Source organism: Eikenella sp. NML03-A-027 (assembly GCF_001648395.1).
Lineage (GTDB): Bacteria > Pseudomonadota > Gammaproteobacteria > Burkholderiales > Neisseriaceae > Eikenella > Eikenella exigua.
This window is the reverse complement of record NZ_LXSM01000017.1, coordinates 201634-227803: the sequence shown is the minus strand read 5'-3', so window position 1 is coordinate 227803 and position 26170 is coordinate 201634. Positions and strand designations below refer to the sequence as shown.

Genomic DNA, 26170 nt, shown 5'->3' with positions numbered 1-26170 from the left:
CCATCATTCACCTTCCGTCTCCGGCATTCCGATTTTTCAGGTAGCCTCTTGCCCCTGCCGCAAACCCTCCAGCATCTGCCGCAGCTCTTCTGGCAATGGCGCGGTGAGCACCAGCGTTTCGCCGCTTGCCGGGTGTTCGAGCTCCAAACGGTGGGCGTGCAGGAACATGCGTTTGAGGCCGAGCTTTTTCAGGCGGCGGTTGGCGGTGTAGTCGCCGTAGCGTTCGTCGCCGGCAATCGGGCAGTTTTGCGACTGCATGTGCACGCGGATTTGGTGGGTGCGGCCGGTGCGCAGCGTGGCTTCCATCAGGCTCAGGGCGGAAAGCCCCACCGCATGCAGCGGCGCGCCGCCGAAGCTTTCCAGCACGCGGAACAGCGTGTGCGCGCTCTGCCCTTCTTCGCTCACGCGCACCATTTTCTCGCCGGCCGCGCCGGTGTATTTGAACAGCGGCAGCTTCACCTGCCGCACGCCCTGCGGCCACGCGCCCATGCCCAGCGCCAAATATACTTTTTCCGGCTTATCGTTGCGCCAGGCTTCGTGCAGCTTCACCAATGCGCTGCGCTTTTTGGCCACCACCAAGAGGCCGCTGGTATCTTTGTCCAACCGGTGCACCAATTCCAAATAACGCGCCTGCGGCCGGGCGCGGCGCAGCTGTTCGATCACGCCGAAGCTCACGCCGCTGCCGCCGTGCACGGCCACGCCGGAAGGTTTGTCCACCACCAAAAGGTGCTCGTCTTCAAACACAATGTCAAACTCACGCGGCGGTACGGCAGCCTCGGTCTGCTCGGCTTTCTGCGCCAGCCGGATCGGCGGAATCCGCACTTCGTCGCCCACGGCCAAACGGCTGTCGGCAGCGGCGCGCTTTTTGTTCACGCGCACTTCGCCACACCGGATGATGCGGTGGATATGGCTCTTGGGCACGCCTTTGAGCAGACGGATGAGAAAGTTATCCAAACGCTGCCCGGCGGCGGCTTCGTCCACGCTCAAATAATTGACTGAATTTTTGCTAATTGCTGGCATTTTCTCTATAATCCTCTCCCTGCCGACACCGTGCCCAGGCTACCTGAAAGCCAAGCTTCAACGAAGTGAAAAACAAAGGGTGCCGCCGGGTTGGCAAGTTGATTGTTTACTGTTTATTTTATCGTAAAAAGACAATTCCGAACGGCTTTCCTCTGCCTGCCAGGCATTTTGGCGGGCAGATTGAAATAGTAATTGAGTTTACGGCTCCGGCAGCCCAAACGGCCTAAGACGCGACCAGCGCGCCGCCGCACCCGCTGCCGGGCTTAAAGAAGACTACAACACCGAAATTAATAACGGATTAAGTATTAAACCAGAGCAAAGCGGCGAGCCTCAATCCAAGCAGTACGGCAAAACAAGCCAACACAGCCTTGTTTTAAAATTAATCCGCTATACCCCGCCGTAAGCGGCCGCTATCCGGCCTACCGCGGCTTGCCAAATCCGCCGCCCATTCGGCGGCCGGCGCGGCAGCGATGCCCGCCCCGTTCTTTCACTACCTTCTTTACCGTTTTCTGCCCGCGCCCGATGCCGGCTGCCCGACTGCCACGGCGGTTTGCCGCACACCGCGCTTCAGGCCCGCACAACAACGGCTGCCGATTTTAACTTCGTTGAAGCTTTGTTTTCAGGTAGCCTTCCCCAGCGGCAGCAAAGCGGCCAAACTGATTACGCGCTTCGGAATTGCAAACCAAACAAAAGGTTAGCAATATCATGAAACGTATGTTGTTTAACGCCACCCAGGCCGAAGAGCTGCGCGTGGCGATTGTAGACGGGCAAAACCTGCTCGATCTCGACATTGAAACGCTGGGCAAAGAACAGCGCAAAGGCAATATCTACAAAGGCATCATCACCCGCATAGAGCCCTCGCTCGAGGCCTGCTTCGTGGACTACGGCACCGACCGCCACGGCTTCCTCCCCTTCAAAGAAGTTTCCCGCGCCTACTTCCAAGACTACGATGGCGCCCGCGCCCGCATCCAAGATGTATTGCAGGAAGGTATGCAGGTAATCGTGCAGGTGGAAAAAGACGAACGCAGCAACAAAGGTGCCGCGCTCACCACCTTTATCAGCCTGGCCGGCCGCTATCTCGTGCTCATGCCGAACAATCCGCGCGGCGGCGGCATTTCCCGCCGTATCGAAGGCGAAGAGCGCCAAGAGCTCAAAGCCGCCATGAGCCAGCTCGACGTGCCGCACGGCATGAGCCTAATCGCCCGCACTGCCGGCATCGGCCGCAGCGTGGAAGAACTGCAATGGGATTTCAACTACCTATTGCAACTGTGGCGCGCCATCGAAGAAGCCGGCAACGCTCATCAAGACCCCTACCTCCTCTTTATGGAGAGCTCCCTGCTCATCCGCGCCATCCGCGACCACTACCGCTCCGACATAGGCGAAATCCTCATCGACAACCGCGAAGTATTCGGCCAAGTGCAGGAATTCATGAGCTATGTGATGCCGCACAACGTGGGCAAGCTCAAATACTACGACGACCACATCCCGCTCTTCTCCCGCTTCCAAATCGAGCACCAAATCGAAAGCGCCTTCTCGCGCTCCGTGAGCCTGCCTTCCGGCGGCGCCATCGTGATCGACCACACCGAAGCCCTGGTTTCCGTAGACGTAAACTCCGCCCGCTCCACCCGCGGCGCCGACATCGAAGAAACCGCCTTCCAAACCAATATGGAAGCCGCCGAAGAAGTGGCCCGCCAAATGCGCCTGCGCGACTTGGGCGGCCTGATCGTGATCGACTTCATCGACATGGAAAACCCCAAGCACCAGCGCGATGTGGAAAACACCCTGCGCGACGCGCTGCGGAAAGACCGTGCCCGCGTGCAGATGGGCAAACTTTCCCGCTTCGGCCTGCTTGAGCTATCCCGCCAGCGCCTGCGCCCCTCCCTAGGCGAAAGCAGCCACGTGGCCTGCCCGCGCTGCGCCGGCACTGGCGTGATCCGCGGCATCGAATCCACCGCCCTGCACGTGTTGCGCATCATTCAAGAAGAAGCGATGAAGGACAACACCGAAGAAGTGCACGCCCAAGTGCCGGTGGACGTGGCCACCTTCCTGCTCAATGAAAAACGTGCCGAGCTGTTCGGCCTGGAAGAGCGGCTGGATGTATCCATCCTGATGATTCCCAACACCCATCTGGAAAACCCGCACTACAACATCACCCGCGTGCGCCCCGACGACGTGGACGACGATGCCGAACCCAGCTACAAACAAATCGAAATCCCCGAAGAAGACGACAGCCAAACCTTGGAAATCGGCCGCCAAGCCAAGCCAGTGAAACCTGAGCCCGCTGTAAAAGGCATCAAACACAGCAGCCCCGCCCCCGTGGTGCAGCAGCCTGCCGAACCCGGCTTGCTGGCCAGCATCGGCGCTTGGTTTGCCAAATTGTTTGGCGGCGGCGAAACCAAACCTGCCGAAGCCCCCGCAACCAACAACGGGCGCAACGGTGGCAATCGCGGCAAAGCCCCGCAAAACCGTAACCGCCGCAACCGCACCCAGCAGCGCGGCCAAAACGGCAACAGCCGCCCGCCGCGTCAGCAAAATGCCGACGATGCCGAAACCTTAGACAACCGCACACCGCAACAGCTGGCAGAGAAATCCACTGCCGAGCAGCAGCCCAATCCGCGCCAACGCCGCCGCCAACGCAAAGACAGCGATGTTCAGGTAGCCTCGGCTGAAAACGATAAGCTGCAGGCCGCCAGCCAAGCGGCCGATATCCCCGAACACATTGCTGACGACACCGGCAGCCCTGCAGAAAACCAAGAGCGTGGCAGCGAGCGCGAGCGCAACAATGAGCGCGGCGAACGCAACGAACGCCGCTCCGGCCGCGACCGCCGTCAAGAAAACGGCCAACGCAACGGCAAAGGCCGTGGCCGCCAGCGCAACATCCCCTCTGCGCAGAAAATCATCCAATATCTGGATATTCCGCTGCAAGCCGAGCTGGTGAAATCCGCTGCCGACGTGGTATTGGGCCTGCACACCGAAGCGCCCGCCCCCATGCCGCAGCCCGATGAGGCCGACAACGACAAACCGTTGGTCATCACCATCCCCGAAGTGGCCGATGAAGCCGATGCACCCACCTTCGTGTTTGCCGAAGAAAACACCGCCGAAGCTGCTGAAACCGTAAACCAGACTGCCGTTGCAAGCCCAGTTGCGGAAACAACGCGGGAAGAAGCCGTTGTGGTGGAAACCGTGGCTGTAGAAACCTCATCTACCGAAGCTCAAGCTGCTCCTGTTGATGACTCCATTGCTGCCGCAGCCCAAGCCGTAGAAACGGCAGCGGCAGCCGTGGCGCAACCCGCGCCACAACAACAAACCGCAGCCGAACCCGCAGCCGCCGACCTGGGTGGTCTGGTATTGGTGCAAACCGATCCCGCCGCGCTCACCGCCGTTCAGCCCGAGCCCGATCAGCCCAAAGGCCTGCGCCGCGCCGATGTTGCCCCCGCCGCCCCGGCAGCCGTGCCCGAGCCGCAGCAACTGCAGCAAGTGGAAACCCACCGCAGCTGATACAGGCTTTCAGGTAGCCTGACCAGGCCACAAACCAACCGCCCCGAACAATTGCTTGGGGCGGTTTGTTATCGGCGATTTGAGGCTACCTGAAATTTATAGTGAATTAACAAAAACCAGTACAGCATTGGCTCGCCTTGCCGTACTATCTGTACTGTCTGCGGCTCGTCGCCTTGTCCTGATTTTTGTTAATTCACTATAATCGCAAAATGGCCGAACTGATTTTGGAATAAAGTCGGCGCAAGGCAGCGAGCTGCAGGCGGCACAAAAATTCGGCAAGACGAACCCATGCCGTGCAAAATTAGGTTGGCTTGCCATACAGCAAGGCGGCGAACCAACACCGCATGAAATGAAGCGCTTCAGCCATCGCAAGCAAACCTATCCCCCGCCCCCTATTTTCAGGTAGCCCCCTCCCGCCTGAGGCAGGTTGAAAACACTGCTGCCCGTTTTATGGCGGATTACTCGGCTGAAACCCGCTTTCAGGTAGCCTTTTGTGCCAAATCCTTATAAAATCGGCAACTTGTTTTTTTTACTTATCCGGCACGGCAGGCAAGCTGCAACCGCCCGCCGCACAGCCGCACTCAAACCACTCCGAGACCACCATGACCGACTACTCCCAAACCGTAAACCTCTACGAATCCCCCTTCCCCATGCGCGGCAATCTGGCCAAGCGCGAGCCGGCGTGGGTGAAGCAGTGGCAGGACGAAAAACGTTATCAGAAGCTGCGCAAAATTGCCGCCGGCCGCCCGAAATTCATCCTGCACGACGGCCCGCCCTATGCCAACGGCGACATCCACATCGGTCATGCGGTCAATAAAATTTTAAAAGACATCATCATTCGCAGCAAAACACTGGCGGGCTTCGACGCGCCCTATGTGCCGGGCTGGGACTGCCACGGCCTGCCGATTGAAGTGATGGTGGAAAAACTGCACGGCAAGGAAATGCCGCCCAGCAAGTTCCGCGAGCTCTGCCGCCAATATGCTGGCGAGCAAATTCTGCGTCAGAAAAAAGACTTTATCCGCTTGGGCGTAATTGGCGATTGGGAAGACCCCTATCTGACCATGGACTACCAAACCGAAGCCGACACTGTGCGCACGCTGGGCGAAATTTATAAAGCAGGCTACCTGTATCGCGGTGCGAAGCCCGTGCAGTTCTGCTTGGACTGCGGCTCATCGCTGGCCGAGGCCGAAGTGGAATACAAAGACAAAGTATCGCCCGCGATTGATGTGGCCTACCGCTTCCAAGACAACGCCGCGCTGGCCAAGGCTTTCAGGCTACCTGAAATCTCAGGCGAAGCGTTTGCCGTAATTTGGACCACCACCCCGTGGACGCTGCCCGCCAGCCAGGCCATTTCTGCCGGCGCAGACATTGTGTACCAACTCATCAACACGCCGCGCGGCAAACTGGTGCTGGCCAAAGATTTGGCCGAAGCCGCGCTGGAACGCTATGGTTTTTCAGGTAGCCCCGTCCTCGCCGAATGCACCGGCGCGGATTTGGAAAACCTGAAAGCCGAACATCCCTTTATCGAACGCGATATCCCAGTTTTAAACGGCGACCACGTAACCACCGAGGCCGGTACCGGCCTTGTGCACACCGCCCCAGCGCATGGTTTGGAAGACTATTTCGTCTGCAACAAATACGGTATCGAGCTCATCAACCCTGTGAACGCGCAAGGCCGCTATGCCGCCGACACCCCGCGCTTGGCAGGCATGACCGTATGGGAAGCCAATCAGCCGATTATTGCCTGGCTACAGGAAAACAACCGCCTGCTCGCCCACAGCAAAATCGAACACAGCTATGCCCACTGCTGGCGGCACAAAACCCCGCTGATTTACCGCGCCACCGGCCAATGGTTTATCGGCATGGACAAAGCCGGCACAGACGGCAAAACCCTGCGCGACAAAGCCCTCAAAGCCGTGGACGACACCGAATTCTTCCCCGCTTGGGGGGGGGCGCGGCTGGAAGCCATGATTGAAGGCCGCCCCGACTGGGTGGTGAGCCGCCAGCGTTTCTGGGGCACGCCGATGACCTTCTTCGCCCACAAAGAAACCGGCGAGCTGCACCCCGATTCCGCCGCGCTGTTGGAAAAAGTCGCCCTGCTCATCGAGAAAAAAGGCATCAACGCCTGGTTTGAACTGGATAAAGCCGAGCTGCTGTCGCCCGAAGACTGCGAACAATACGACAAACTGCCCGACACCATGGACGTGTGGTTCGATTCAGGCAGCACCCACTTCTCCGTGCTGAAACAGCGCCCCGAGCTCGCTTGGCCGGCCGATTTGTATCTGGAAGGCAGCGACCAGCACCGCGGCTGGTTCCAATCCTCCATGCTCACCGGCTGCGCCACCCTCGGCCGCGCGCCCTACAAACAACTGCTCACCCACGGCTTCGTGGTCGATCAGAACGGGCGCAAAATGTCCAAATCCATCGGCAACGTGGTTGCCCCGCAGGAAGTCTACAACGAATTCGGCGCCGACATTCTGCGCCTGTGGGCCGCCACCACCGATTACAGCGGCGAACTGGCGATTTCCAAAGAAATCCTCAAACGCGTAACCGAAAGCTACCGCCGCATCCGCAACACGCTCAGCTTCCTGTTTGCCAACCTCAAAGACTTCAATCCGATTGAAGACGCCGTGCCGCAAGCCGACATGGTGGAAATCGACCGCTACGCCCTCGTGCTGGCGCGCCGGTTGCAGGAAAAAGTTTCAGGCAGCCACTACCCGCGCTACGTCTTCCACTTCGCCGTGCAGGACATCGTACAGTTCTGCTCCGAAGACCTCGGCGCGTTCTATCTGGACATCCTGAAAGACCGCCTCTACACCACCCAAAAAGACGGCCACGCCCGCCGCAGCGCGCAAACCGCGCTCTACCACATCACCCGCAGCCTCGTGCTCCTGATGTCGCCCATCCTCTGCTTCACCGCCGAAGAAGCGTGGGACATCATCGGTGGCGGCGAAGAAGACAGCGTGCTCTACCACACCCTGCACGACTTCCCGCCCATCCCCGCCGCCGGAGAAGCCGCGCTCGTGGAAAAATGGACGCACATCCGCGAAGCCCGCGCCGCCGTTACCGCCGCCATCGAGCCGCTGCGTGCCGACAAAACCGTTGGTTCATCATTGCAGGCCGAAGTCGTCCTCACCGCGCCCGAACCACAATACGGCTACCTGAAAGCACTCGGCAGCGAACTACGCTTCGCCATGCTCGTTTCCAAAATCGAGCTGCAAAAAGGCGGCGAACTCACCGCCGAAGTCCGCCCCAGCACCGCACCCAAATGCGAACGCTGCTGGCACTATGTGCCCGAAGTTGGCAGCATTGCCGCCCACCCCACCCTGTGCCCCCGCTGCGCCGAGAATGTGGATGGAAAAGGCGAAGAGCGGGATTACGCCTAAGCCGGTTGAGGCTACCTGAAAGCGTCAGCTTCAACGAAGTTAAACTATCCGCAGCAAAAAGGTGGGCATTGGTTGCCCACCTTTTTTCAGGTAGCCTGAAAGCGCACATAGCTCAAATAATGATTTCTTCATACCGGGCGGCGAGCCGCAGACAGTACAACCAGTACGCCAACATAGTAGGAAGAAATAAGGATTTGAACTATCAGGAATCAAACACATGACAAGCCACCCCTATTTAGACCTGCAACAGGGCAATGTGGAAAACTATTGCATGATAGTGCCCAAAGCAGAAGTGCCGCAATGGTACGAGCAAGGCTGGCTGCCGCATTACGCCGTCGGCCTGTCGCGCCGCGAGGCCAACCGCGCCTATATGATTTACGGCTTCATGCGCTTCGGTCGCGATGTGCTGCTGTTTAGCCGCCCCGAATATTTGGCAGCCAAATCCCCTATCGGGCGCAAAATTGTTGGCTTCTGCACCCATCTGGGCACTTACGGCATGGACGGCCCCGGCTTTTTCGGCCTGCTGCTGGACACAGACGAATACTTGGTTTACAGCGCATGGCACGCAGGATACAGCACGCTGCTGGACAACCGCGCAGTAAAAATTTACCCATACGGCAACACCGCCGTACGCTGTTGGGTCGGCAGCTTGAACGGGGCCGAATGGGACGAACTCTCGCCCTGCTCATCGGCTGCGAAATCGCTGATTGTTCCCTCGCCGAGCACCGCTGCACCCTGCAGCTGCAAAAAGACGGCCAAACCCATTTATTGGAATTCGTGCGCCAAAATGAACGTATCCCGAGCACCCCTGATCAAGAACCCCGCTTGGCATACGAAGACGGGGAAATCGCCGACTATTTGATGTATCAACATAAAAACGCTTGGCTGGTAGCTTAAGTCCATGTAATATAAGGCTACCTGAAAACCATTTTTCAGTTTTCAGGTAGCCTTTCCTCTCCCACCATGCCAACCCTGCTTGACAGTCTGTTAAAGCATTTTTACAATACACAACATTACATGGGTCGTTAGCTCAGTTGGTAGAGCAGCGGACTCTTAATCCGTTGGTCGAGCGTTCGAGCCGCTCACGACCCACCAAAATTAAAGTCGCAAATCAGTTGGTTATACTGGCTTGCGATTTCTTTTATCTGAGTTCTCTGTGGCACTTTGGACAAACTTTGGACTAACTCGACCCTATCCATAAAACAGCATCCACAACGCACGCAACAGGGCAATCAACAGGATTTTTTCACCCGCCAGCAAACAGGCTACCTGAAAAAGCAAACTAATCAGCAACACGCCCTGGAGCTGCAAGGGGCTGAACAGCAGCACATCGTCACGGCTCAAATAATGCCGGTGCAGCCACATCAGCAGCATCAGCAGCGCCTGCCCGGCTATCCACAGCAGCGGTTTGAGCAGATACAGCGACATGAGGCCGGTGAGCAGTGGCACCGACATCCCATGCGGATACTGCCAGCACGCCAGCAGCAGCAAAAACAAAAACGTAATATGCTGCACCGCACCAGCCACGGCGAAATAGGCCAGAAACACTCCGCCGCCATCCAGCCGCCAGCCCATCTGCCGCGCATCGTAACGCCAGCCATTAGCAAACAGAAACAGGCTGCCCAGCGCAAAATAGCCGTACACCGGATAGAGATTGGCCACATGGGTAATCCCCAGCACGCCGGGCATAATCCGCGCGCTGAGGATGCCGAAGCCCAGCCACAGCATCACGCTGCCCCACAGCCAGGAAAACTGCTGCCGCTGAAACGCCAAAGTCAAAAACACGGCGATATACACCGATAACGCCCACAAAGTCGGGCTTTGCCAAACCATCATTACCACCCGCCGGCTCTGGCCAGTGCTGCCGCCGTGCAGGCAGCCAGCTCGCGCATCCAATCCAGCGGCAAATCCGGCGTAAAGCGCGTTTCATCGGCATCGCCCGCCACCATCGACGCCACGGTTTGCCCGTTCACGCGCAAGGGCAGCAGCAGGAAGCTCTCCAGCCCCCTACCCTCCTGCGGCAGCGCCTTCATCAGCGCCGGCGCAATGCGGTTGCCGCACACCAGTTCTTTCAGGGCAGACAAGGCAGCATGGGCGGCATGGTTTTCAGGTAGCCTGTAGGCGCCGGAAACCGCACCTTTTTTCGGCGGCTCGGCTAGCAGCCACACCCGGCCGGACGGCAGCGCGAAATCTTCCTGCCAGCCTGCCTCCGCCGCACGCAACACCTGCAACAACGTATTGGCCGACAGTAAGCGGCGCACAAAGCCGAGCATCCGGCCCAGCGTTTGGTGGTTGCTGTCGGCATCCTGCATGATTTGTGCCAATTGCCCGGCCATTTTGGCCGCCTTTTTCTGCTGCGCCAGCCATTGCGCCTGTGCAAACGACTGCACCCGCCCTTCTGCCGGACGCACACCCAAATCGGCGGCATGGTTCAACAGAAATTCCGGGTGTTCCTGCAAATAAGCCAATATTTTCTTTTCGTTCATCAGTAAGTTACCGTTCCTTCAAACACCGTGGCCGCCGGCCCTGACATCAACACATGGTTATCCGCCGCCCACTCAATCTGCAAATCGCCGCCCGGCAGACTCACGCACACCGCGCCCTGCCGTGCCAGCAGTCCGACTCGCATGCCGGCTACTGCCGCCGCGCACGCGCCCGTGCCGCAGGCCTGGGTTTCACCCGTGCCGCGCTCAAACACACGCAGCCGGATATGGTGCGCATCCAGCACCTGCATAAAGCCCACGTTCACCCGCTCGGGAAACTGCGGATGCCGCTCCAGGCGCGCGCCCCATTCGGCTACCGGCGCATAGTGCACATCGTCCACCACCAGCACAGCATGCGGATTGCCCATATTCACACAGGAAAAACGTGCGCTTGCGCCATCCAAACCAATCTCATGCCACAAGGCATCGGCAGCCTCGCCCGGCGCGGGCGCAAACGGAATATCCGCCGCCGCCAAACGCGGCTCGCCCATATCCACCGTAACCAGGCCGTTTTCCTGCAAATTCAACACAATCAGCCCTTTGGCCGTGGCCACCTTGATGCGGCGGTTTTGGCTCAGGCCTTTTGCATGCACAAAACGGGCAAAACAGCGCGCGCCGTTGCCGCACTGCTCCACCTCGCTGCCGTCTGCATTAAAAATACGGTAACCGAACTCGGCTTCGGGCAGCGGCGGCGCTTCCACCAACAACAGCTGGTCGAAACCGATGCCACAGTAGCGGTCTGCCCATTCGGCAATCGGCGCGGTAGCCGGATCAAAATGCTGGCTGATGCCGTCGATAACCATAAAATCATTGCCCAAACCGTGCATTTTGGTGAATTTCAATACAACCATCACAGCCTCCGCCGGCAGTTTCAAAGCGGGCTATCATACCCAATCCCCGCCGCAAGTTAAAGCCGCGTTTCAACTTTCAGGTAGTCTTCCCGGCACAGGCTACCTGAAAATCAGCATAGCCATGCCATACGACAAGATACTTCCGTTTCCAGCAGACCTCTTAGCTTGATAAGCCCAATCGCTATTTCAGGTAACCTCTCCCCTCCACCAAGGCTACCTGAAACCCCTACTTCCCAACAAAACCACAACACAACCCGGCAAAATCCAACCCAAACCGGGTTTTCTTTACGCCTCTGCCTGTTATCGGCCAATGGCCAGATGCGCTATAATGCGCCCTTTTGTTTTAGCCGCATTTTCCTATGTTGATTCATCCCGCTTTCAATCCCGTTATGCTCCAGCTCGGCCCGCTTGCCATCCGCTGGTATGCCGTCAGCTACCTCGTTGGCTTTGCCCTGTTTATGTGGCTCGGGCGGCGGCGCATCCGCCAAGGCAACAGTGTGTTCACCACGCAAACCCTGGACGACTTCCTCACCTGGGGCATCATCGGCGTGATTGTGGGTGGGCGGCTGGGCTATGTGCTGTTTTATCAGCACGCCTACTATTTTGCCAATCCGCTGGAAATTTTCAAAGTATGGCAGGGCGGCATGTCGTTTCACGGCGGCTTCCTCGGCGTGGTAATCGCCGGCCTCCTGTTTGCCTACAAACATAAAATCAACCCGCTCAAGCTGGCCGACTCCATCGCCCCGCTCACCCCATTAGGCTTTGCTGCCGTGCGCCTGGGCGGCAACTTTGTGAATGGCGAGCTCTGGGGGCGCGTTACCCGGCCGGATGCCTTCTGGGCCATGGGCTTTCCCCAAGCACATAGCGAAGACTTAAAACTGGCCACCGAGCAGCCGCAGCTGTGGGGCGCGATTTTCCAGCAATACGGCATGCTGCCGCGCCACCCCTCCCAGCTCTACCAATTTGCCCTGGAAGGCATTTTGCTGTTTGTGCTGCTGTGGTGGTTTTCCAAAAAACCGCGCCCCACCGGTCAGGTAGTGAGCCTGTTCCTGCTCGGCTACGGCGCCGCCCGCTTTATCGCCGAATTCGCCCGCGAGCCCGACGAATTCCTCGGCCTGCTCTATTTAAACTTCTCCATGGGCCAGTGGCTCAGCCTCCCCATGATCGCCTGCGGCCTTATCGGCTTCCTCTACTTCGGCAGGCGCAAGGCCGAACCGACAGAGGGTTGATGTTTAATGCAACGGCTTTGAAAGCAAAAAGGCTATCTGAAGAATAGTTTCCAGGTAGCCTTTTTTCATTCCTTCAACAGCAATCAGCCCTTATCCTCCCCGTTCACAATCTCGCCCACAAAAGCTTCGGCCTTATCTTTGAGCAAGAAGCGGGAAGAGGCGTCAGCGGCTTCTTCAGCATTCAGGGTAAGCGGCATGGAACAGTCGACGCGGACGATGATGTCGGGCATGGACACGGTACGCCACAGGGCTGTAAAGAGGCCGATATTGCCAGCATAGGCGGGGGCAGTGGTGCGGCAGCCGTCACTGTCACAGTAGCGCAGCGCCACGGCCACGGCAGGAAGGCCACTATCTAGCGCAGATTGAAACAGTGCAGCTTTAAACGGCAGCAACGATATGCCGTCTGAAGCTTTAGATTCAGGGAAGAACGACACGCTATGCCCCGCACTCATCGAACGCACAATAGCCTTGTTTACCGGCGCCACATCGTTGCGGCTGTTGCGGTTGATGAACACCGCGCCGGTGCGCGCTACCATCGCACCCAACACCGGCCAGGAGCGTATTTCGCGTTTGGCGATGAACACGGTGGGATACATGGCCATCAGGATCATCGGATCGAGCCAGGACACATGGTTCGCCGCGCCGAGGAACACAGGCGGAAACGGCGGGTTGTTCGGATTGGCTTCGACACGGATATGCAACACTTTCAACATACTACGCGCCAAATCCTGCATCACGTCTTTGCTATGCTGGTTGTATTCGCGCAGGCGGAACAGCCGGTAAATCGTGCATAAAAACCAACACAGCAGGTGCAGGACGCGGAACAGACGGGTGAAAATTGAAGTAGATTGCGTGCTCATTTGTGCTGGTCTAATTATTAGATTGAGAAAGGCCACCTGAACGGCTTCAACGCTGGCATTGCGGGCAGTAAAAACTGCTGCGCTGGCCGATAATCTGCCGCGCAATCGGCGTGCCGCATTGACGGCATGCTTTGCCCTCGCGGCCATATACATTATATTGCTGCTGGAAATAGCCGCTTTGCCCATCGCTGTGCAAAAAATCGCGCAGGCTGCTGCCACCGGCTTCCAGAGCGCGGTGCAGCACGCTGCGGATTTCCACTACCAAGCGGCGGCACTCCTCGGCAGACACGCTGTCGGCACAGCGGGTGGGCAGGATACCGGCGGCAAATAGCGCTTCGTTGGCATAAATATTGCCCACGCCCACCACAACTTTATTGTCCATCAACGCGGTTTTGATGGCACTTTTGCGACGTGAGAGTGCATTTTTCAGGTAGCCTGCAGTGAACTCGTCTTGCAGCGGCTCAGGGCCCAAATGCCGCAACAACGGATGCTGTTCTGCCGCCCCGGCAAACCATAGCACTGCGCCGAAACGGCGCGGGTCTCGCAGGCGCAGCACAGTCTGGTCGGTGGTGATGATATCGAGGTGATCATGCTTTTCCGGCGATGGCGCGCTGCCGTCGGGATACACACGTAGGCTGCCCGACATGCCCAAATGCAGCAGCATCACGCCGTGGGCAAACTCAAACAGCAAATACTTGGCGCGGCGGCGAATATGCACAATGCGGCTGCCGGAGAGCTGCCGCGCCAAATCCGGCAGCACTGGCCAACGCAATTTCGGCTGGCGCACCACTACCTCGGCCACGGTTTTGCCCTGCATATAGGGCTGGATCCCCCGGCGGGTGGTTTCAACTTCGGGCAGTTCGGGCATGGGAAAATTCGGGCTTGAAGTATATAAAGCCAGAAGTTTAGACCGTTTGCACGGTTTAGGCTACCTGAAAGCGTGAGCTTCAACCCAACAAAGTGGATCGATGTCTGATTAAAGCCAAGACCGAGTTTCTGAGAGGCAAAAATGCAGCCAACATTTTTTCAGGTAGCCTTTCAGTGTGCAGAAGGCTACCTGAAAAATCGTCTTAGCACTCAACCCAAAACCCTTTTCATCTTAATTAACTCAACTTCACACAAACCATTACCGGAATTTTTCAGGTAACCTTTACCCACGGCACAAATAGGCAAATCATTGCCCTGTTTCTCCTTTCCCACGGTTATTTAAGCAAAACCGCTAAAACGTGCCAAGCGGCACGATGAAGCTTATAATGTTAACTATCTTTAATTCTGGAAGGCTGTATATGTCGAGAATGGCCAAGGGGATTATTGCAGCCGTGGTCTCCAATATTCTGTTCGGCTCGCTGTTTATGTTTGGCCCGTGGATGCGGCCGATGAGCGGCACGGATGTGTTTGCCTGGCGTATCGTGGGCACGTTTGCCTGTGCGCTCTCCATTATGCTGCTCACGTCGGCCAAACACGATGCGGCCAAATTCCTGCACGAAATCGGCGGCAATGTGCGCCGCTGGGCGCTGGTGCTGCTGCCCGCGCCGATTATGATCGGGCAGATTTGGCTTTATATGTGGGCGCCGGTAAACGGCAAGGGCGTGGATGTGTCGATGGGCTACTTCCTGTTTCCGCTTGCGATGATGCTGGGCGGGGTGATGGTGTTCCGCGAGCGGCTCGATCGATTGCAGCTGGTTGCCGTGCTACTGGCTTCGGCGGCAGTGGCACTGGAAATCTGGAACAGCGGCACGTTTTCTTGGGTAACCATTGCCGTGTTCGCCACCTTCCCGATTTATTACATCATGCGCCGCTGGCAAGGCGTTCCGCCACTACTCGGGCTCTTACTGGATTTGATTTTGGCGCTGCCTTTTGTGATTTGGTATCTGGTGATGTATTCACCCAGTCCGGCCATGATCGAGGCTAAGCCGATTTTGCTTTTATTTGCTGTGCTCTTGGGACTCAACGGCGCAGTATCGATGCAGGTCAACCTCACAGCCAACGAGCTTTTACCGGTGGTGCTGTTCGGTATGCTGAGCTATCTGGAGCCGGCGCTGCTGTTTCTGCTTTCGGTGTTTGTGTTGGGAGAGCACTTGGACTGGGTGGCCATGGTGAGCCACAGCCTGATTTGGGCGAGCATCATCGTGATGCTGTATCACGGCATCCAAACCATGCGCCGCGAAAAGGCAGAACAGGCTACCTGAAACTATCTGCTTCAATGAAATGAAAACCAGGCTTCCTAAGCGGAAGCCTGTTCTTTTTCAGGCAAAAACGGCCGGGACAGATGTGTTATAATTGCGCGTTGGATTTCAGGTAGCCTGAAATCGCATTGAGCACACATCATTTCCCAATATAACAATACCTGTCATCACCACCCCATGCCAAACGAAATCGCCGACATCAGTTACGAAATCCTGAAAAACGAAAACGGCCAAGAAACCCCAGCCCTATTTATCTCCTGCAATATCAACAACGAAGCAGAAACAGAGGCATTCGTAGCCGAAGTGCAGCAGGCCGTTTCCAGCCAGCTTTTGATGCCCTGCCAAGAGGCCAAACTCTTAATGATCACCATCATTGGCGGCGTCGAGGCCGAAGCCTTCCGACAGCTTTGGCTGCCTCGCGTTGAAGCAGACAAATTATTCGCCGCACTCATGGCTAGGCTAGAAACCGCCGTGGTGGTGCACGGCACGCCTACCGGCGAAATTGTCGGCCAAGCCTCCCTGCTGACCTAATCGGCTGCCGGTTAAACATCCTAATTTGCGCTGCCATTTTTCAGGTAGCCTCAACTCATTCTCATCACAGCAAAAAAACCATGACAGAATCCACCCAACAAGAATACGGCGCCGACAGCATCCAAGTCCTCGAAGGATTGGAGGCCGTGCGCAAACGCCCCGGCATGTACATCGGCGACACGCAAGACGGCTCCGGCCTGCACCACATGGTGTTCGAAGTGCTGGACAACGCCATTGACGAAGCGCTGGCCGGCCATTGCGACAACATCACCGTGTGCATCAACGCCGACGAATCCATCACCATCGAAGACAATGGGCGCGGCATCCCCACCGGCATCCACCCCAAAGAAGGCCGCTCCGCCGCCGAAGTCATCATGACCATCCTGCACGCGGGCGGCAAATTCGACAACAACAGCTACAAAGTCTCCGGCGGCCTGCACGGCGTGGGCGTATCCGTAGTAAACGCCCTGTCCGACTGGCTGAAACTCACCATTTGGCGCGAAGGCAAAGAGCATTTTGTCGAATTCCGCCGTGGCGAAACCGTTGCCCCGCTAAAAGCTGTGGCCGACTGCCCTGCCGACAAACACGGTACGCGCGTGCAATTCATGGCCAGCGAAGAAACCTTCGGCGAGGTGCAATATAAATTTGAAACCCTAGCCAAGCGCATCCGCGAATTGTCCTTTTTAAACAACGGCGTGAAAATCGAACTGTTCGACAAACGCGACGGCAAACACGAAAACTTCGCCGAATCCGGCGGCGTGGCCGGTTTCGTCCGTTACACCACCGGCGGCAAAAAAACCTTGCACGACAAAATCTTCTACACCCTCGGCGAAAAAGATGGCATGACCGTAGAGTGCGCCATGCAGTGGAACGACAGCTACCAAGAATCCGTGCAATGCTTCACCAACAACATCCCGCAGCGCGACGGCGGCACGCACCTCACCGCCCTGCGCGCCGCGATGACGCGCACGATTAACCAATATATCGAAGCCAACGAAATCGCCAAGAAAGCCAAGGTAGATACCAGCGGCGACGATATGCGCGAAGGCTTGGTGTGCGTGCTTTCCGTGAAACTGCCCGACCCGAAATTCTCCTCCCAAACCAAAGACAAACTGGTTTCCAGCGAAATCGCCCCCGTGGTGAACGAAGTGCTCAGCCAGGCGCTGCACGAATTCTTGGAAGAAAATCCGCAAGACGCCAAAATCATTTGCAGCAAAATCGTAGATGCCGCCCGTGCCCGAGAAGCCGCCCGCAAAGCGCGCGAAATCACCCGCCGCAAAGGCGTGATGGACGGCCTCGGCCTGCCCGGCAAACTGGCCGACTGCCAAGAAAAAGACCCTGCCTTATCCGAGCTTTATCTGGTGGAGGGTGACTCCGCCGGCGGTTCCGCCAAACAAGGCCGCGACCGCAAATTCCAAGCCATCCTGCCGCTCAAAGGCAAGATTTTGAACGTGGAGCGCGCCCGCTTTGAACGCATGCTCGCCAGTCAGGAAGTCGCCACGCTGATTACCGCGCTGGGCACGTCCATTGGCAAAGAAGAATTCAATCTGGAAAAACTACGCTACCACCGCATCATCATCATGACCGATGCCGACGTGGACGGCGCACATATCCGCACCCTGCTCCTAACCTTCTTCTACCGCCAAATGCCCGAACTGGTGGAACGCGGCTACATCTACATCGCCCAACCCCCGCTTTATAAAGCCAAATACGGCAAGCAGGAACGCTACCTGAAAGACGACACGGAAAAAGACGAATTCCTGCTCGGCCTCGCCGTGGACAAGGCCAAAATCGTTTCCGGCGGCCGCACGCTGGAAGGCGCCGAGCTGGAACGCGCCGCCAAGCAGTTCCTCCGCGCCCGCAGCACCATCGAACAAGAAAGCCGCATCATCGACGGCCTCGTGCTGCGCGCCCTGCTCGACACCGCCCCCATTTCGCTCGAAAGCGCCGAAAGCACCGATGCCGCCATTGCCGCCCTCACCCCCCTGCTGGCCAAGGAAGAAGTGGCGCTGGAACGCCTCGACGGCCACGAAGGCGGCCATTTCATCAAAATCACCCGCCAGCTGCACGGCAACGTGATGGTTTCCTATCTCGACCAGAAATTCATCGACAGCAAAGCCTACCAAACCATCAGCCGCACCGCCGAACAGCTCCAAGGCCTGGTTGAGCCTGGCGCCCTGCTCCACAAAGGCGAAGCCGAGCCGCAAACCGTAAACAGCTTCGAGCAGGCCATCAACATCCTGCTCGCCGGTGCACAAAAAGGCATGGCCATCCAGCGCTACAAAGGGCTGGGCGAGATGAACGCCGAACAGCTGTGGGAAACCACCATGGACCCGGAAGTGCGCCGCCTCTTAAAAGTGCGCATCGAAGATGCCATCGCTGCCGACAAAGTATTCGTTACCCTCATGGGCGACGAAGTCGAACCCCGCCGCGAATTCATCGAAACCAACGCCCTGATTGCGCAAAACATTGATGCGTAAAGCAGCGCAGATTTTTCAGGTAGCCTTTCCTACAAAGGCTACCTGAAAATTTACCCCCTTACCCCACCGTTCAACCACCACAGAAAGGACACCCCATGTTCCGCCGCCTCACCGCCATCGCCGCCCTCCTCATCGCCGGCCAAACCTACGCCCAAAGCTTTATCGCCGACACTATTCCCTATGCCCTGAAGCTAAAATTGCCGACCGCATCCGCCAAGAATGCACCGATTTAGGCGCAAACTTCAGCCGCAAAATCATCGAGCAAACTAAAGCCGGCGGCATCGAACTGCAGGCCACCGGTGCCGACAGTCTCGCCGGGCAGCCCGACCGCCTCGAAGTGCAGATTACCGACGCACGCAGCTACGGCAGCGCCTTCACCGGCCACTACAAATCCATGCACATCCGCCTAACTCGCTACGAAAACGGCCAACAAACCGCCATCACCGAGCTTTCCCGCCGCTCCCTCGGCGGCATGGGCGGCATGTTTAAAAGCTCCTGCTCCGTGCTCGAACGCGTAACCGACACCCTCGCCAAAGACACCGCCGCCTGGCTGAAAAACCCCGCTGCCTCCGCAACCCCCACCGCCAGCGAAGCCTCCGGCGCAGTATAAACCCAAAAGGCTACCTGAAATTTTCAGGTAGCCTTTCTTCGTCTGCACAAACATCACTCAATATTCTGCACCTGCTCGCGCATCTGTTCGATGAGCACTTTCAGCTCCACCGAGGCCTGGGTGCATTCGGCGGCAATCGATTTGCTGCCCAGTGTGTTGGCTTCGCGGTTGAGTTCCTGCATCAGGAAATCCAGGCGCTTGCCGATACTGCCTTTGGGCTGGCTGCTCACGATGCGGCGCACTTCGGCAATGTGGGTGCGCAGGCGGCTGAATTCTTCGTCCACGTCTGCCTTCTGCATAAACAAGGCAAACTCTTGCTGCAGGCGGTCGTTTTCCACGTCGCCAACGGCTTCGCGCAACCGCTGGCGCACTTTGTCCATATGCTGTTGCAGCAGCTGCGGGAAAGCGGCGGCCAAAGCGTCCAGAATCTGCTCCATCTGCTGCAAACGCTGCAGCAGGTGTTGCTGCAACTGCTCGCCCTCGCGGCTGCGGGCTTGGTTGAAGGCAACCAACACTTCGTTGATGAGCTGCAACACGGCTTCGTCTAAATCGCCGGTTTCTTCCGCCGGAGCAGTCAGCACGCCGGGGAAAGCGAGGATGTCGGCTACGCCCAAGCAGTTGATGTCGGGATGTTTCTTACAGATTTTATTGTTGATTTTAGCCAGCCGGGCAACCAATTCTTTGTTCAGCCGCAATTCTTGCTCGCCACCAGCCTGCTCGCCGTGGCGCAGTTGGATGCGGCATTCGATTTTGCCGCGTGCAGCGTGGGCCGACACGGCCTCGCGCAATGCCCCTTCGAGGTGGCGCAGGTCTTCCGGCATTTTGAATTGGATGTCGAGATAGCGGTGGTTGACCGCACGCAGTTCGATATACAGGCGTTTGCTGCCATGTTCGGCACTGCCGTTGGCAAAACCGGTCATGCTGTTGATCATAATTTTCTCCTTTAAATACAGTGGATAAATTGTTCGCCTTGCTTTCAGGTAGCCTTTAAGCCCCCCTTTATTTGCCCTTGGCAAAACTGCCCAATACGCCGGCGCATACAATCACCAGCATACCGATGATTTCGTGCCAGCTGGTGCTGTCGCCCAGCCAGAAAATGCCCAACAGGGTGGAAAACACCACCGTAAGGTAGGACAACGAAGCCACGGTGAGCTTACGCCCCACTTGGTAGGCGCGGGTCATTGCCAGCTGGCCGAGCGTACCGGCGGCGCCTAGGCCGAACAGATAGGGCAGCGATTGGGCGGTGGGCAGCTGCCAGCCGTTGATGCAGGCCAATATGCCCGACATGGCAGTGGCCACACAACAGAAATAAAACACCACTCGCCAGCTGGGCTCGCCCAGCTGCGAGAGTTCGCGCACCTGCAAATACGCCCAGCCGGAACACACGCCGGAAATCAGGCCGATGAGGCCGGCAATCTGCTGCTCGGCGGCAATAGTGGGCTGGAGTAGGATGATGATGCCGCCGAAGCCCATCAAGAGCGCGGCCAGCATTCGCGGGGCAATTCTTTCCTTAAGGAAGATGAAGGAAAGCAAGGCCAAAAATAGCGAAGAAGTGTAATTGAGCGTGATAGCGGTGGCCAGCGGCAGGCGGGTGAGCGCGAAAAACGAAAGCAGGAGCGCCACTGAACCGGTAATGCTGCGGTTGAGGTGCGATTTCAAATAGGGCGTGCGGAAGGGCTTGTTGCGCCACCATTCAGGCAACCCAATAGCCACGAGGCCAAACAGCATGCGCCAAAACACCAGCTCGTTGAAACTGAAGCCGAAACGGCTGCCGGCGGCTTTAGCAAACGCGCCCATCAAGGCAAATAGGGCGGCAGAAACCGCCATCCAACCAGAGCCCAGGCGGTCACCGCGCAAAGAGAGATTGCTCATAACATTCCAAAAAACAAAATTAATATGCTCAGAAGTGTGATGATGCCACATCCATTATAATGATGGATCAACAAAAATCAGAACAAGGAGACGAAGCAGCAGACAGTACAGATAGTACGGTGAGGCAACGCAGTACTGGTTTAAAGTGAACCCACTATACTTCGTACTGCTGCAGCATGCGGGGCACACTAGACGGATTCTCACACATCATGCTTGCGGCAGCCACGCCGTTGATGCATATCTTGCTGCTGAAAATGCCGTCCCAACTGTTGGGCGAAATCTAACAGTTGAAACACTCCCTCCAGCCAGTTGGGCGTGTTCAGCTTAACCACAAATCTTCCTTCTTCCGCTGCTGCCTCAAAATGATACGGCTGCAAACTTTATTTGATTTTATTGATAGTTTGCCACTTGGCAACGGAGGATTGGGCGGCAAGGGAGAAGTCTAGGTAAACAGTTAGGAGCTCCATGATTGCCAGTGGCTGATATTCTGTTTGCTATGGCAGAAATATTTTCAGGTAGCCCCTTGCAGACAGCAGGCTACCTGAAAAACTATTGAAACATATTATTCGGCAGCCGTTTCACTCTCTGCCGCCGCCTCGGAAGCGGGCAAAATGCGGTAATACACTTCGCCCTGCCCCACATAGCCCAAATCGGTGCGTGCAATTTCGGCAATGGCATCTTTCCCGGTGCGCAGGTTGTCCACTTCGGCTGCCAAAGCCTGATTGCGCAGCACCAGGCTTTGATTGGACTGCCGCTGGTTTTCGGCTTCGGCCTCCAGCCGCCACATATCGCGCCAGCCGCCTTTGGCCAGCCACAGATCATGTTGCAGCCACACCAGCGCCACGGCCAGCACCACGGTTACCCATTTCATGTTTCAGGTAGCCTTTAGCGAGCCAAATGGTAAAACGCAGCTTGGCCGGGATAATAAGCAGCTTCGCCCAGCTCTTCTTCAATACGCAGCAGCTGGTTGTATTTGGCCATGCGGTCGGAACGGGAAAGAGAACCGGTTTTAATCTGCATGCAGTTGGTGGCCACGGCCAAATCGGCGATGGTGCTGTCTTCGGTTTCGCCGGAGCGGTGACTCATCACGCTGGCGTAGCGATTGCGTTTGGCCAGCTCCACGGCTTTCAGGGTTTCGCTCAGGGTGCCGATTTGGTTCACTTTCACCAGCAGGGCGTTGGCAATGCCTTCTTTGATGCCTTCGGCCAGGATTTTCGGGTTGGTAACAAACAAGTCGTCGCCCACCAGCTGCACTTTACTGCCAAGCTTGTTGGTGAGCAGCTTCCAGCCTTCGCGGTCGTTTTCGTCCATGCCGTCTTCAATTGAAACAATCGGATAGCGGGCGGTCAAGTCGACCAGATAATCGGCAAATTCGGCGCTGGAAAGCGCTTTGCCTTCGGCGGAGAGGTGATATTTACCTTCTTTATAAAACTCGCTGGAGGCGCAATCGAGCGCGAGCAACACGTCTTTGCCCGCTTCGTAGCCAGCTGCTTTCACGGCTTCCAAAATCAAATCCAAAGCTTCGGCGTGGCTGCCCAAATTGGGGGCAAAGCCGCCTTCATCACCCACGGTGGTTGGGAAGCCTTTGTCGTGGCAGATTTTTTTCAGGTGGTGGAACACTTCTGCACCGCAGCGCAAGGCCTCGCGGAAGCTGGCAGCGCCCACCGGCATAATCATGAATTCCTGGATATCCAGGCTGTTGTTGGCGTGTTCGCCGCCGTTGATCACGTTCATCATCGGCACCGGCATCGCCATCGGCCCCGCACCGCCCAAATAGCGGTAGAGCGGCAGGCCGGCATCTTCGGCGGCAGCACGCGCCACGGCCATAGATACGGCCAAAGTGGCATTGGCGCCGAGGCGGCCTTTGTTGTCCGTGCCGTCTAATTCCACCAACACTTTGTCGATATAGCTTTGCTCGGAAGCATCAATGCCGATAATGGCTTGGGCGATTTCGTTGTTCACATGTTCTACGGCTTTCAGCACGCCTTTGCCCAAATAGCGTGCGGCTTCGCCGTCGCGCAGTTCCAGCGCTTCTTTCTGGCCGGTGGAAGCGCCGCTGGGCACGGCCGCGCGCCCCATCACGCCGCTTTCCAGCAACACATCGCATTCTACGGTGGGATTACCGCGTGAATCGAGAATCTCGCGGGCGAAAATATCAATAATGGCGCTCATGCACTCTGCTCCAAAAGTTAGTTGGCTGAAGAAACGGCGGCTCACCCGCCAAAATGGCAAGATTATACCCGAAACCGACGAGCTTGAAACACAGCCCGGCAAACAGCCGCTCTTGACAAAACCCATATTTGGGCATTAAATACGCCACCATTATTTACGCCGATTTGATACAGCTTGCGGGCGTTAAAACAGCTAAAGCGTACTGTTTATAACACGCACCTCTGTTTTAAGCCCATTGTTGATTCAGTGGGCTTTAAATCTTTGCAGCCGCAGAGTGAGGCGGCCATACAACAACATCATGATTATTCTGGATTCAGTTTGTAAAAGCTATCATCACGGCAAAAGCAACCAATTCATGGCCGTGCATCCCTTAAGCCTGAGCATCGACCAAGGTGAGGTGTTCGGATTGATGGGCTATTCCGGCGCGGGCAAATCCACCCTGCTGCGCCTGATCAACCTACTGGAACGCCCCGACAGCGGCAAAGTACTGATTGACGGCCAAGACCTCACCGCCATGAATGCCGCCCAGCTGCGCACCGCCCGCCAAAACATCGGCATGGTATTTCAGCAATTCAACCTACTCGCCAACCGCACTGTGGCCGGCAACGTAGCCTTCCCGCTGGAGATTGCCGGCTGGAGTAAAAACAAAATCAACGAACGCGTGCGTGAATGTTTGCAAATTGTCGGCCTTTCCGACCGCGCACAGCACTATCCCGCCCAACTTTCCGGCGGGCAGAAACAGCGCGTGGGCATTGCCCGTGCGCTTGCGCCCAACCCCAACGTGATTCTGGCCGACGAACCGACTTCCGCACTCGACCCGGCCACCACCCGCAGCGTGCTCGACTGCCTGCAAGACATCAACCGCCGTTTCAACGTAACCATCGTGATCGTCACCCACGAAATGAGCGTCATCCGCCGCCTGTGCCGCCGCACCGCCCTGCTGCATCAAGGGCATTTGCTGGAAGTGGCTGACGTGCGCGACAAGCAGATTCTGGCGCACACCGACATCGGGCGTGAATTGGTACAGGAGGATTGAAATGGGGCAGCAATACGATATTTGGGAAAACCTGATGCGCCTGCGGCCGGAGTTTTACAAGGCCTTCGGCGAAACCGCCATCATGCTCGGCATTTCCGGCATTGTCAGCATCATCATCGGTGGCCTGCTCGGAGTATGGCTCTACACCACCGGCAAAAATCAGATTTTTGCCAACCGCCGCGTGAACCATATTTTAGGCTTCACCATCGACTTTATCCGCGCCTTCCCCTTCGTCATCCTCATGATTGTGATGATGAAACCTACCCGCATGATCATGGGTACCACATTCGGCCCGGTGGCCGCCTCTATTTCGCTCAGCGTGGCCGCCATGTTTTATTTTGCGCGGCTGGTGGAGCAAAATTTGGCCGAAGTGCCTAAAGGTGTGGTGGAAGCCGCACTGGCCATGGGTGCCAAACCCATGACCATCATCACCAAAGTTTTGCTCAACGAAGCCCGTGCCGGCCTCGTACGCAGCATTGCCATTTTGATTATTGCCACGCTGGGCACCAGTGCTGCAGCAGGCTTAATCGGCGGCGGCGGCGTGGGCGACCTCGGTATTCGTTACGGCCATCAGCGCTATATGGCTGATGTGCTGTGGGCAGTGGTTGCCCTACTCTCGGCCTTGGTGGTCTGCATCCAAACGCTCGGCAACCATTTGGCTGCCCGTTTAGACAAACGCTAATCCGTTTTTTCCCAACCTATTTATCCATTTATTAAGGAGATACGCAATGAAAGCATTATGGAAACTCACCTGCGCCGCCGTGCTGGGCATGACCCTGGCCGCCTGCGGCGGACAAGATAGCGGCAGCGGTGCACAAGCATCCGCCGCCTCTGCCGGCAGCCAGCCCGCCGCCGAAGCCAAGCGGGAAATCCGCTTCGGCACCACCCCGGGCGACTTTGCCGACATGATTAAAGACCAAATCCAGCCCATACTGGAAAAACAGGGCTACACTGTTACCCTTACCGAATTCCCCGACTACGTTACCCCCAACCAGGCACTGGCCGAGGGTGCGATCGACATCAACATTTTCCAGCACAAACCCTATCTGGATTCCTTCAAGGCCGAACACAACCTCGACCTGACCGAAGTATTCCAAGTGCCCACCGCCCCCCTGGGTATCTACCCCGGCAAGCTCACCGCGCTGGATCAGGTGAAAAACGGCAGCTCCGTTTCCATCCCCAACGATCCGTCTAACCTCGCCCGCGCTTTGGTAATGCTCGACAACCTGGGTTGGATTAAACTGAAAGAAGGCATTGATCCGCTGCGCACCGCCCGCACCGACATTGCCGAAAACACCAAAAATATCGAATTCGTGGAAATGGAAGCCGCCAACCTGCCACGCAGCCGCCAAGACGTGGACTTCGCCATCGTAAACGGCAACTATGCTATGTCTTCCGGTATGAAACTGTCCGAAGCCCTGTTACAAGAGCCCAGCTTCGCCTACATCAACTGGTCTGCCGTGCGCACTGCCGATAAAGACGCACAATGGGTACAAGACGTAACTGCCGCCTACAATTCCCAAGAATTCAAAGACTACGCGCACAAACGCTTCGTCGGCTACAAATATCCTGCCGTATGGGGTGAAGGTACAGCTGCCGCTTCAGCCGCTTCTGCAGCAGCAGCCTCTGGCGCATCTGCCGCTAAATAAGCAACGCGGATAAAACCACAGCCGTTTCAGGTAGCCTGAAGCGGCTGTTTTTAATTGAGGAAAAGGCTACCTGAAAGCCTCTTCTTCCACGAGGCTGAAATGCGGAATGGCATCAGTTTTCAGGTAGCCTACGCCATATCGCGGCCGGGCATAAAACCGGCTCCTCCAAATATCGGTTGCTGCCCCGCTATGGAAGACTACCTGAAAACCGTAGAGCCACGTTTTTGTCTGCAAGCCGTCTGCCAAACCACCTCTATGAAGCGGTTTTACCATACCGTTCGCTAAATTTAGTTAAGCCCGCCACCGA

Annotated in this window: 24 protein-coding genes and 1 tRNA gene; 14 read left to right on the top strand and 11 right to left on the bottom strand. The window is 57.0% G+C overall.

Going from position 1 to position 26170, the window contains the following annotated elements:
- Positions 1–36: 36 nt before the first annotated feature.
- Positions 37–1020 carry an RluA family pseudouridine synthase gene (locus tag A7P96_RS09835; protein WP_067526733.1) on the bottom strand — a complete coding sequence of 328 codons (984 nt, stop codon included), beginning with the start codon at positions 1018–1020 and terminating at the stop codon, positions 37–39.
- Between the two features lie 470 nt (positions 1021–1490).
- On the opposite strand from A7P96_RS09835, the gene A7P96_RS11070 reads away from it, so the two are divergent.
- The 5 genes from A7P96_RS11070 to A7P96_RS09815 all read left to right on the top strand — a co-directional run bounded on the left by A7P96_RS11070 (position 1491) and on the right by A7P96_RS09815 (position 8999).
- On the top strand, positions 1491–1718 hold the full coding sequence (locus A7P96_RS11070) for a hypothetical protein (protein ID WP_197476472.1): 228 nt from the start codon (positions 1491–1493) through the stop codon (positions 1716–1718).
- A 7-nt stretch (positions 1719–1725) separates the two neighbouring features.
- Entirely contained in the window at positions 1726–4518 is a 2793-nt protein-coding gene (locus tag A7P96_RS09830; protein ID WP_067526824.1) for an Rne/Rng family ribonuclease, read from the top strand.
- A gap of 602 nt (positions 4519–5120) precedes the next feature.
- Positions 5121–7904 carry an isoleucine--tRNA ligase gene (gene ileS / locus A7P96_RS09825; RefSeq protein ID WP_067526822.1) on the top strand — a complete coding sequence of 928 codons (2784 nt, stop codon included), beginning with the start codon at positions 5121–5123 and terminating at the stop codon, positions 7902–7904.
- 217 nt (positions 7905–8121) lie between these two features.
- Positions 8122–8766: a hypothetical protein gene (locus tag A7P96_RS09820; protein ID WP_231863673.1), complete on the top strand. Its 645-nt coding sequence runs from the start codon at positions 8122–8124 to the stop codon at positions 8764–8766.
- Between the two features lie 157 nt (positions 8767–8923).
- Positions 8924–8999, top strand: a tRNA-Lys gene (locus A7P96_RS09815).
- A gap of 96 nt (positions 9000–9095) precedes the next feature.
- Here A7P96_RS09815 and A7P96_RS09810 read toward each other — a convergent pair.
- The 3 genes from A7P96_RS09810 to dapF are packed head-to-tail and all read right to left on the bottom strand — an operon-like array spanning position 9096 to position 11238.
- Positions 9096–9740, bottom strand: a complete 645-nt coding sequence (locus tag A7P96_RS09810) for a hypothetical protein (protein WP_067526731.1) — start codon at positions 9738–9740, stop codon at positions 9096–9098.
- Positions 9740–10390 carry a DUF484 family protein gene (locus tag A7P96_RS09805; protein ID WP_067526729.1) on the bottom strand — a complete coding sequence of 217 codons (651 nt, stop codon included), beginning with the start codon at positions 10388–10390 and terminating at the stop codon, positions 9740–9742. The genes A7P96_RS09810 and A7P96_RS09805 overlap by 1 nt, the downstream gene beginning before the upstream one ends.
- Positions 10390–11238 carry a diaminopimelate epimerase gene (dapF, locus tag A7P96_RS09800; protein WP_067526727.1) on the bottom strand — a complete coding sequence of 283 codons (849 nt, stop codon included), beginning with the start codon at positions 11236–11238 and terminating at the stop codon, positions 10390–10392. The genes A7P96_RS09805 and dapF overlap by 1 nt, the downstream gene beginning before the upstream one ends.
- 359 nt (positions 11239–11597) lie before the next feature.
- Between dapF and lgt the strand changes: the two genes are divergently transcribed.
- Positions 11598–12467, top strand: a complete 870-nt coding sequence (gene lgt / locus A7P96_RS09795; protein WP_067526725.1) for a prolipoprotein diacylglyceryl transferase — start codon at positions 11598–11600, stop codon at positions 12465–12467.
- 83 nt (positions 12468–12550) lie between these two features.
- Here lgt and A7P96_RS09790 read toward each other — a convergent pair whose 3' ends face one another.
- Positions 12551–13327 (bottom strand): 1-acyl-sn-glycerol-3-phosphate acyltransferase, encoded by a 777-nt coding sequence (locus A7P96_RS09790; RefSeq protein ID WP_067526723.1) that lies wholly within the window; start codon positions 13325–13327, stop codon positions 12551–12553.
- A gap of 46 nt (positions 13328–13373) precedes the next feature.
- The gene (gene mutM / locus A7P96_RS09785; RefSeq protein ID WP_067526721.1) at positions 13374–14195 is read right to left on the bottom strand and encodes a bifunctional DNA-formamidopyrimidine glycosylase/DNA-(apurinic or apyrimidinic site) lyase; all 822 of its coding nucleotides are present in this window, start codon (positions 14193–14195) and stop codon (positions 13374–13376) included.
- A gap of 418 nt (positions 14196–14613) precedes the next feature.
- Here mutM and rarD point away from each other — a divergent pair, with 418 nt between their 5' ends.
- The 5 genes from rarD (at position 14614) to A7P96_RS09765 (ending at position 19134) form a co-directional block, all read left to right on the top strand.
- Positions 14614–15516, top strand: coding sequence for an EamA family transporter RarD (rarD, locus tag A7P96_RS09780; protein ID WP_067526719.1), 903 nt, complete (start codon positions 14614–14616; stop codon positions 15514–15516).
- Between the two features lie 174 nt (positions 15517–15690).
- Positions 15691–16044: a hypothetical protein gene (locus A7P96_RS09775; RefSeq protein ID WP_067526717.1), complete on the top strand. Its 354-nt coding sequence runs from the start codon at positions 15691–15693 to the stop codon at positions 16042–16044.
- An 80-nt stretch (positions 16045–16124) separates the two neighbouring features.
- Positions 16125–18524 (top strand): DNA topoisomerase (ATP-hydrolyzing) subunit B, encoded by a 2400-nt coding sequence (gyrB, locus tag A7P96_RS09770; protein ID WP_067526715.1) that lies wholly within the window; start codon positions 16125–16127, stop codon positions 18522–18524.
- A 95-nt stretch (positions 18525–18619) separates the two neighbouring features.
- Complete coding sequence (locus A7P96_RS10885) at positions 18620–18757, top strand: hypothetical protein (protein ID WP_156496327.1); 138 nt, start codon at positions 18620–18622, stop codon at positions 18755–18757.
- Between the two features lie 104 nt (positions 18758–18861).
- Positions 18862–19134, top strand: coding sequence for a hypothetical protein (locus A7P96_RS09765; RefSeq protein WP_067526713.1), 273 nt, complete (start codon positions 18862–18864; stop codon positions 19132–19134).
- Between the two features lie 53 nt (positions 19135–19187).
- Here A7P96_RS09765 and A7P96_RS09760 read toward each other — a convergent pair whose 3' ends face one another.
- The 5 genes from A7P96_RS09760 to eno form a co-directional block, all read right to left on the bottom strand.
- The gene (locus A7P96_RS09760) at positions 19188–20066 is read right to left on the bottom strand and encodes a YicC/YloC family endoribonuclease (RefSeq protein WP_082887972.1); all 879 of its coding nucleotides are present in this window, start codon (positions 20064–20066) and stop codon (positions 19188–19190) included.
- A 67-nt stretch (positions 20067–20133) separates the two neighbouring features.
- Complete coding sequence (locus tag A7P96_RS09755; protein WP_067526711.1) at positions 20134–21006, bottom strand: DMT family transporter; 873 nt, start codon at positions 21004–21006, stop codon at positions 20134–20136.
- A 200-nt stretch (positions 21007–21206) separates the two neighbouring features.
- On the bottom strand, positions 21207–21338 hold the full coding sequence (locus A7P96_RS11430; RefSeq protein WP_255361187.1) for a hypothetical protein: 132 nt from the start codon (positions 21336–21338) through the stop codon (positions 21207–21209).
- Between the two features lie 230 nt (positions 21339–21568).
- The gene (ftsB, locus tag A7P96_RS09750; protein WP_067526709.1) at positions 21569–21877 is read right to left on the bottom strand and encodes a cell division protein FtsB; all 309 of its coding nucleotides are present in this window, start codon (positions 21875–21877) and stop codon (positions 21569–21571) included.
- A 14-nt stretch (positions 21878–21891) separates the two neighbouring features.
- Complete coding sequence (gene eno / locus A7P96_RS09745; protein WP_067526707.1) at positions 21892–23178, bottom strand: phosphopyruvate hydratase; 1287 nt, start codon at positions 23176–23178, stop codon at positions 21892–21894.
- Positions 23179–23476: 298 nt separating this feature from the next.
- On the opposite strand from eno, the gene A7P96_RS09740 reads away from it, so the two are divergent.
- Genes A7P96_RS09740 through A7P96_RS09730 form a run of 3 tightly spaced genes read left to right on the top strand, consistent with a single transcriptional unit; the run spans position 23477 to position 25863 of the window.
- Positions 23477–24214 carry a methionine ABC transporter ATP-binding protein gene (locus tag A7P96_RS09740; protein WP_067526705.1) on the top strand — a complete coding sequence of 246 codons (738 nt, stop codon included), beginning with the start codon at positions 23477–23479 and terminating at the stop codon, positions 24212–24214.
- Between the two features lies 1 nt (position 24215).
- Positions 24216–24896: a methionine ABC transporter permease gene (locus A7P96_RS09735; RefSeq protein ID WP_064103261.1), complete on the top strand. Its 681-nt coding sequence runs from the start codon at positions 24216–24218 to the stop codon at positions 24894–24896.
- 46 nt (positions 24897–24942) lie between these two features.
- Positions 24943–25863 (top strand): MetQ/NlpA family ABC transporter substrate-binding protein, encoded by a 921-nt coding sequence (locus A7P96_RS09730; RefSeq protein WP_067526703.1) that lies wholly within the window; start codon positions 24943–24945, stop codon positions 25861–25863.
- Positions 25864–26170: the final 307 nt, after the last annotated feature.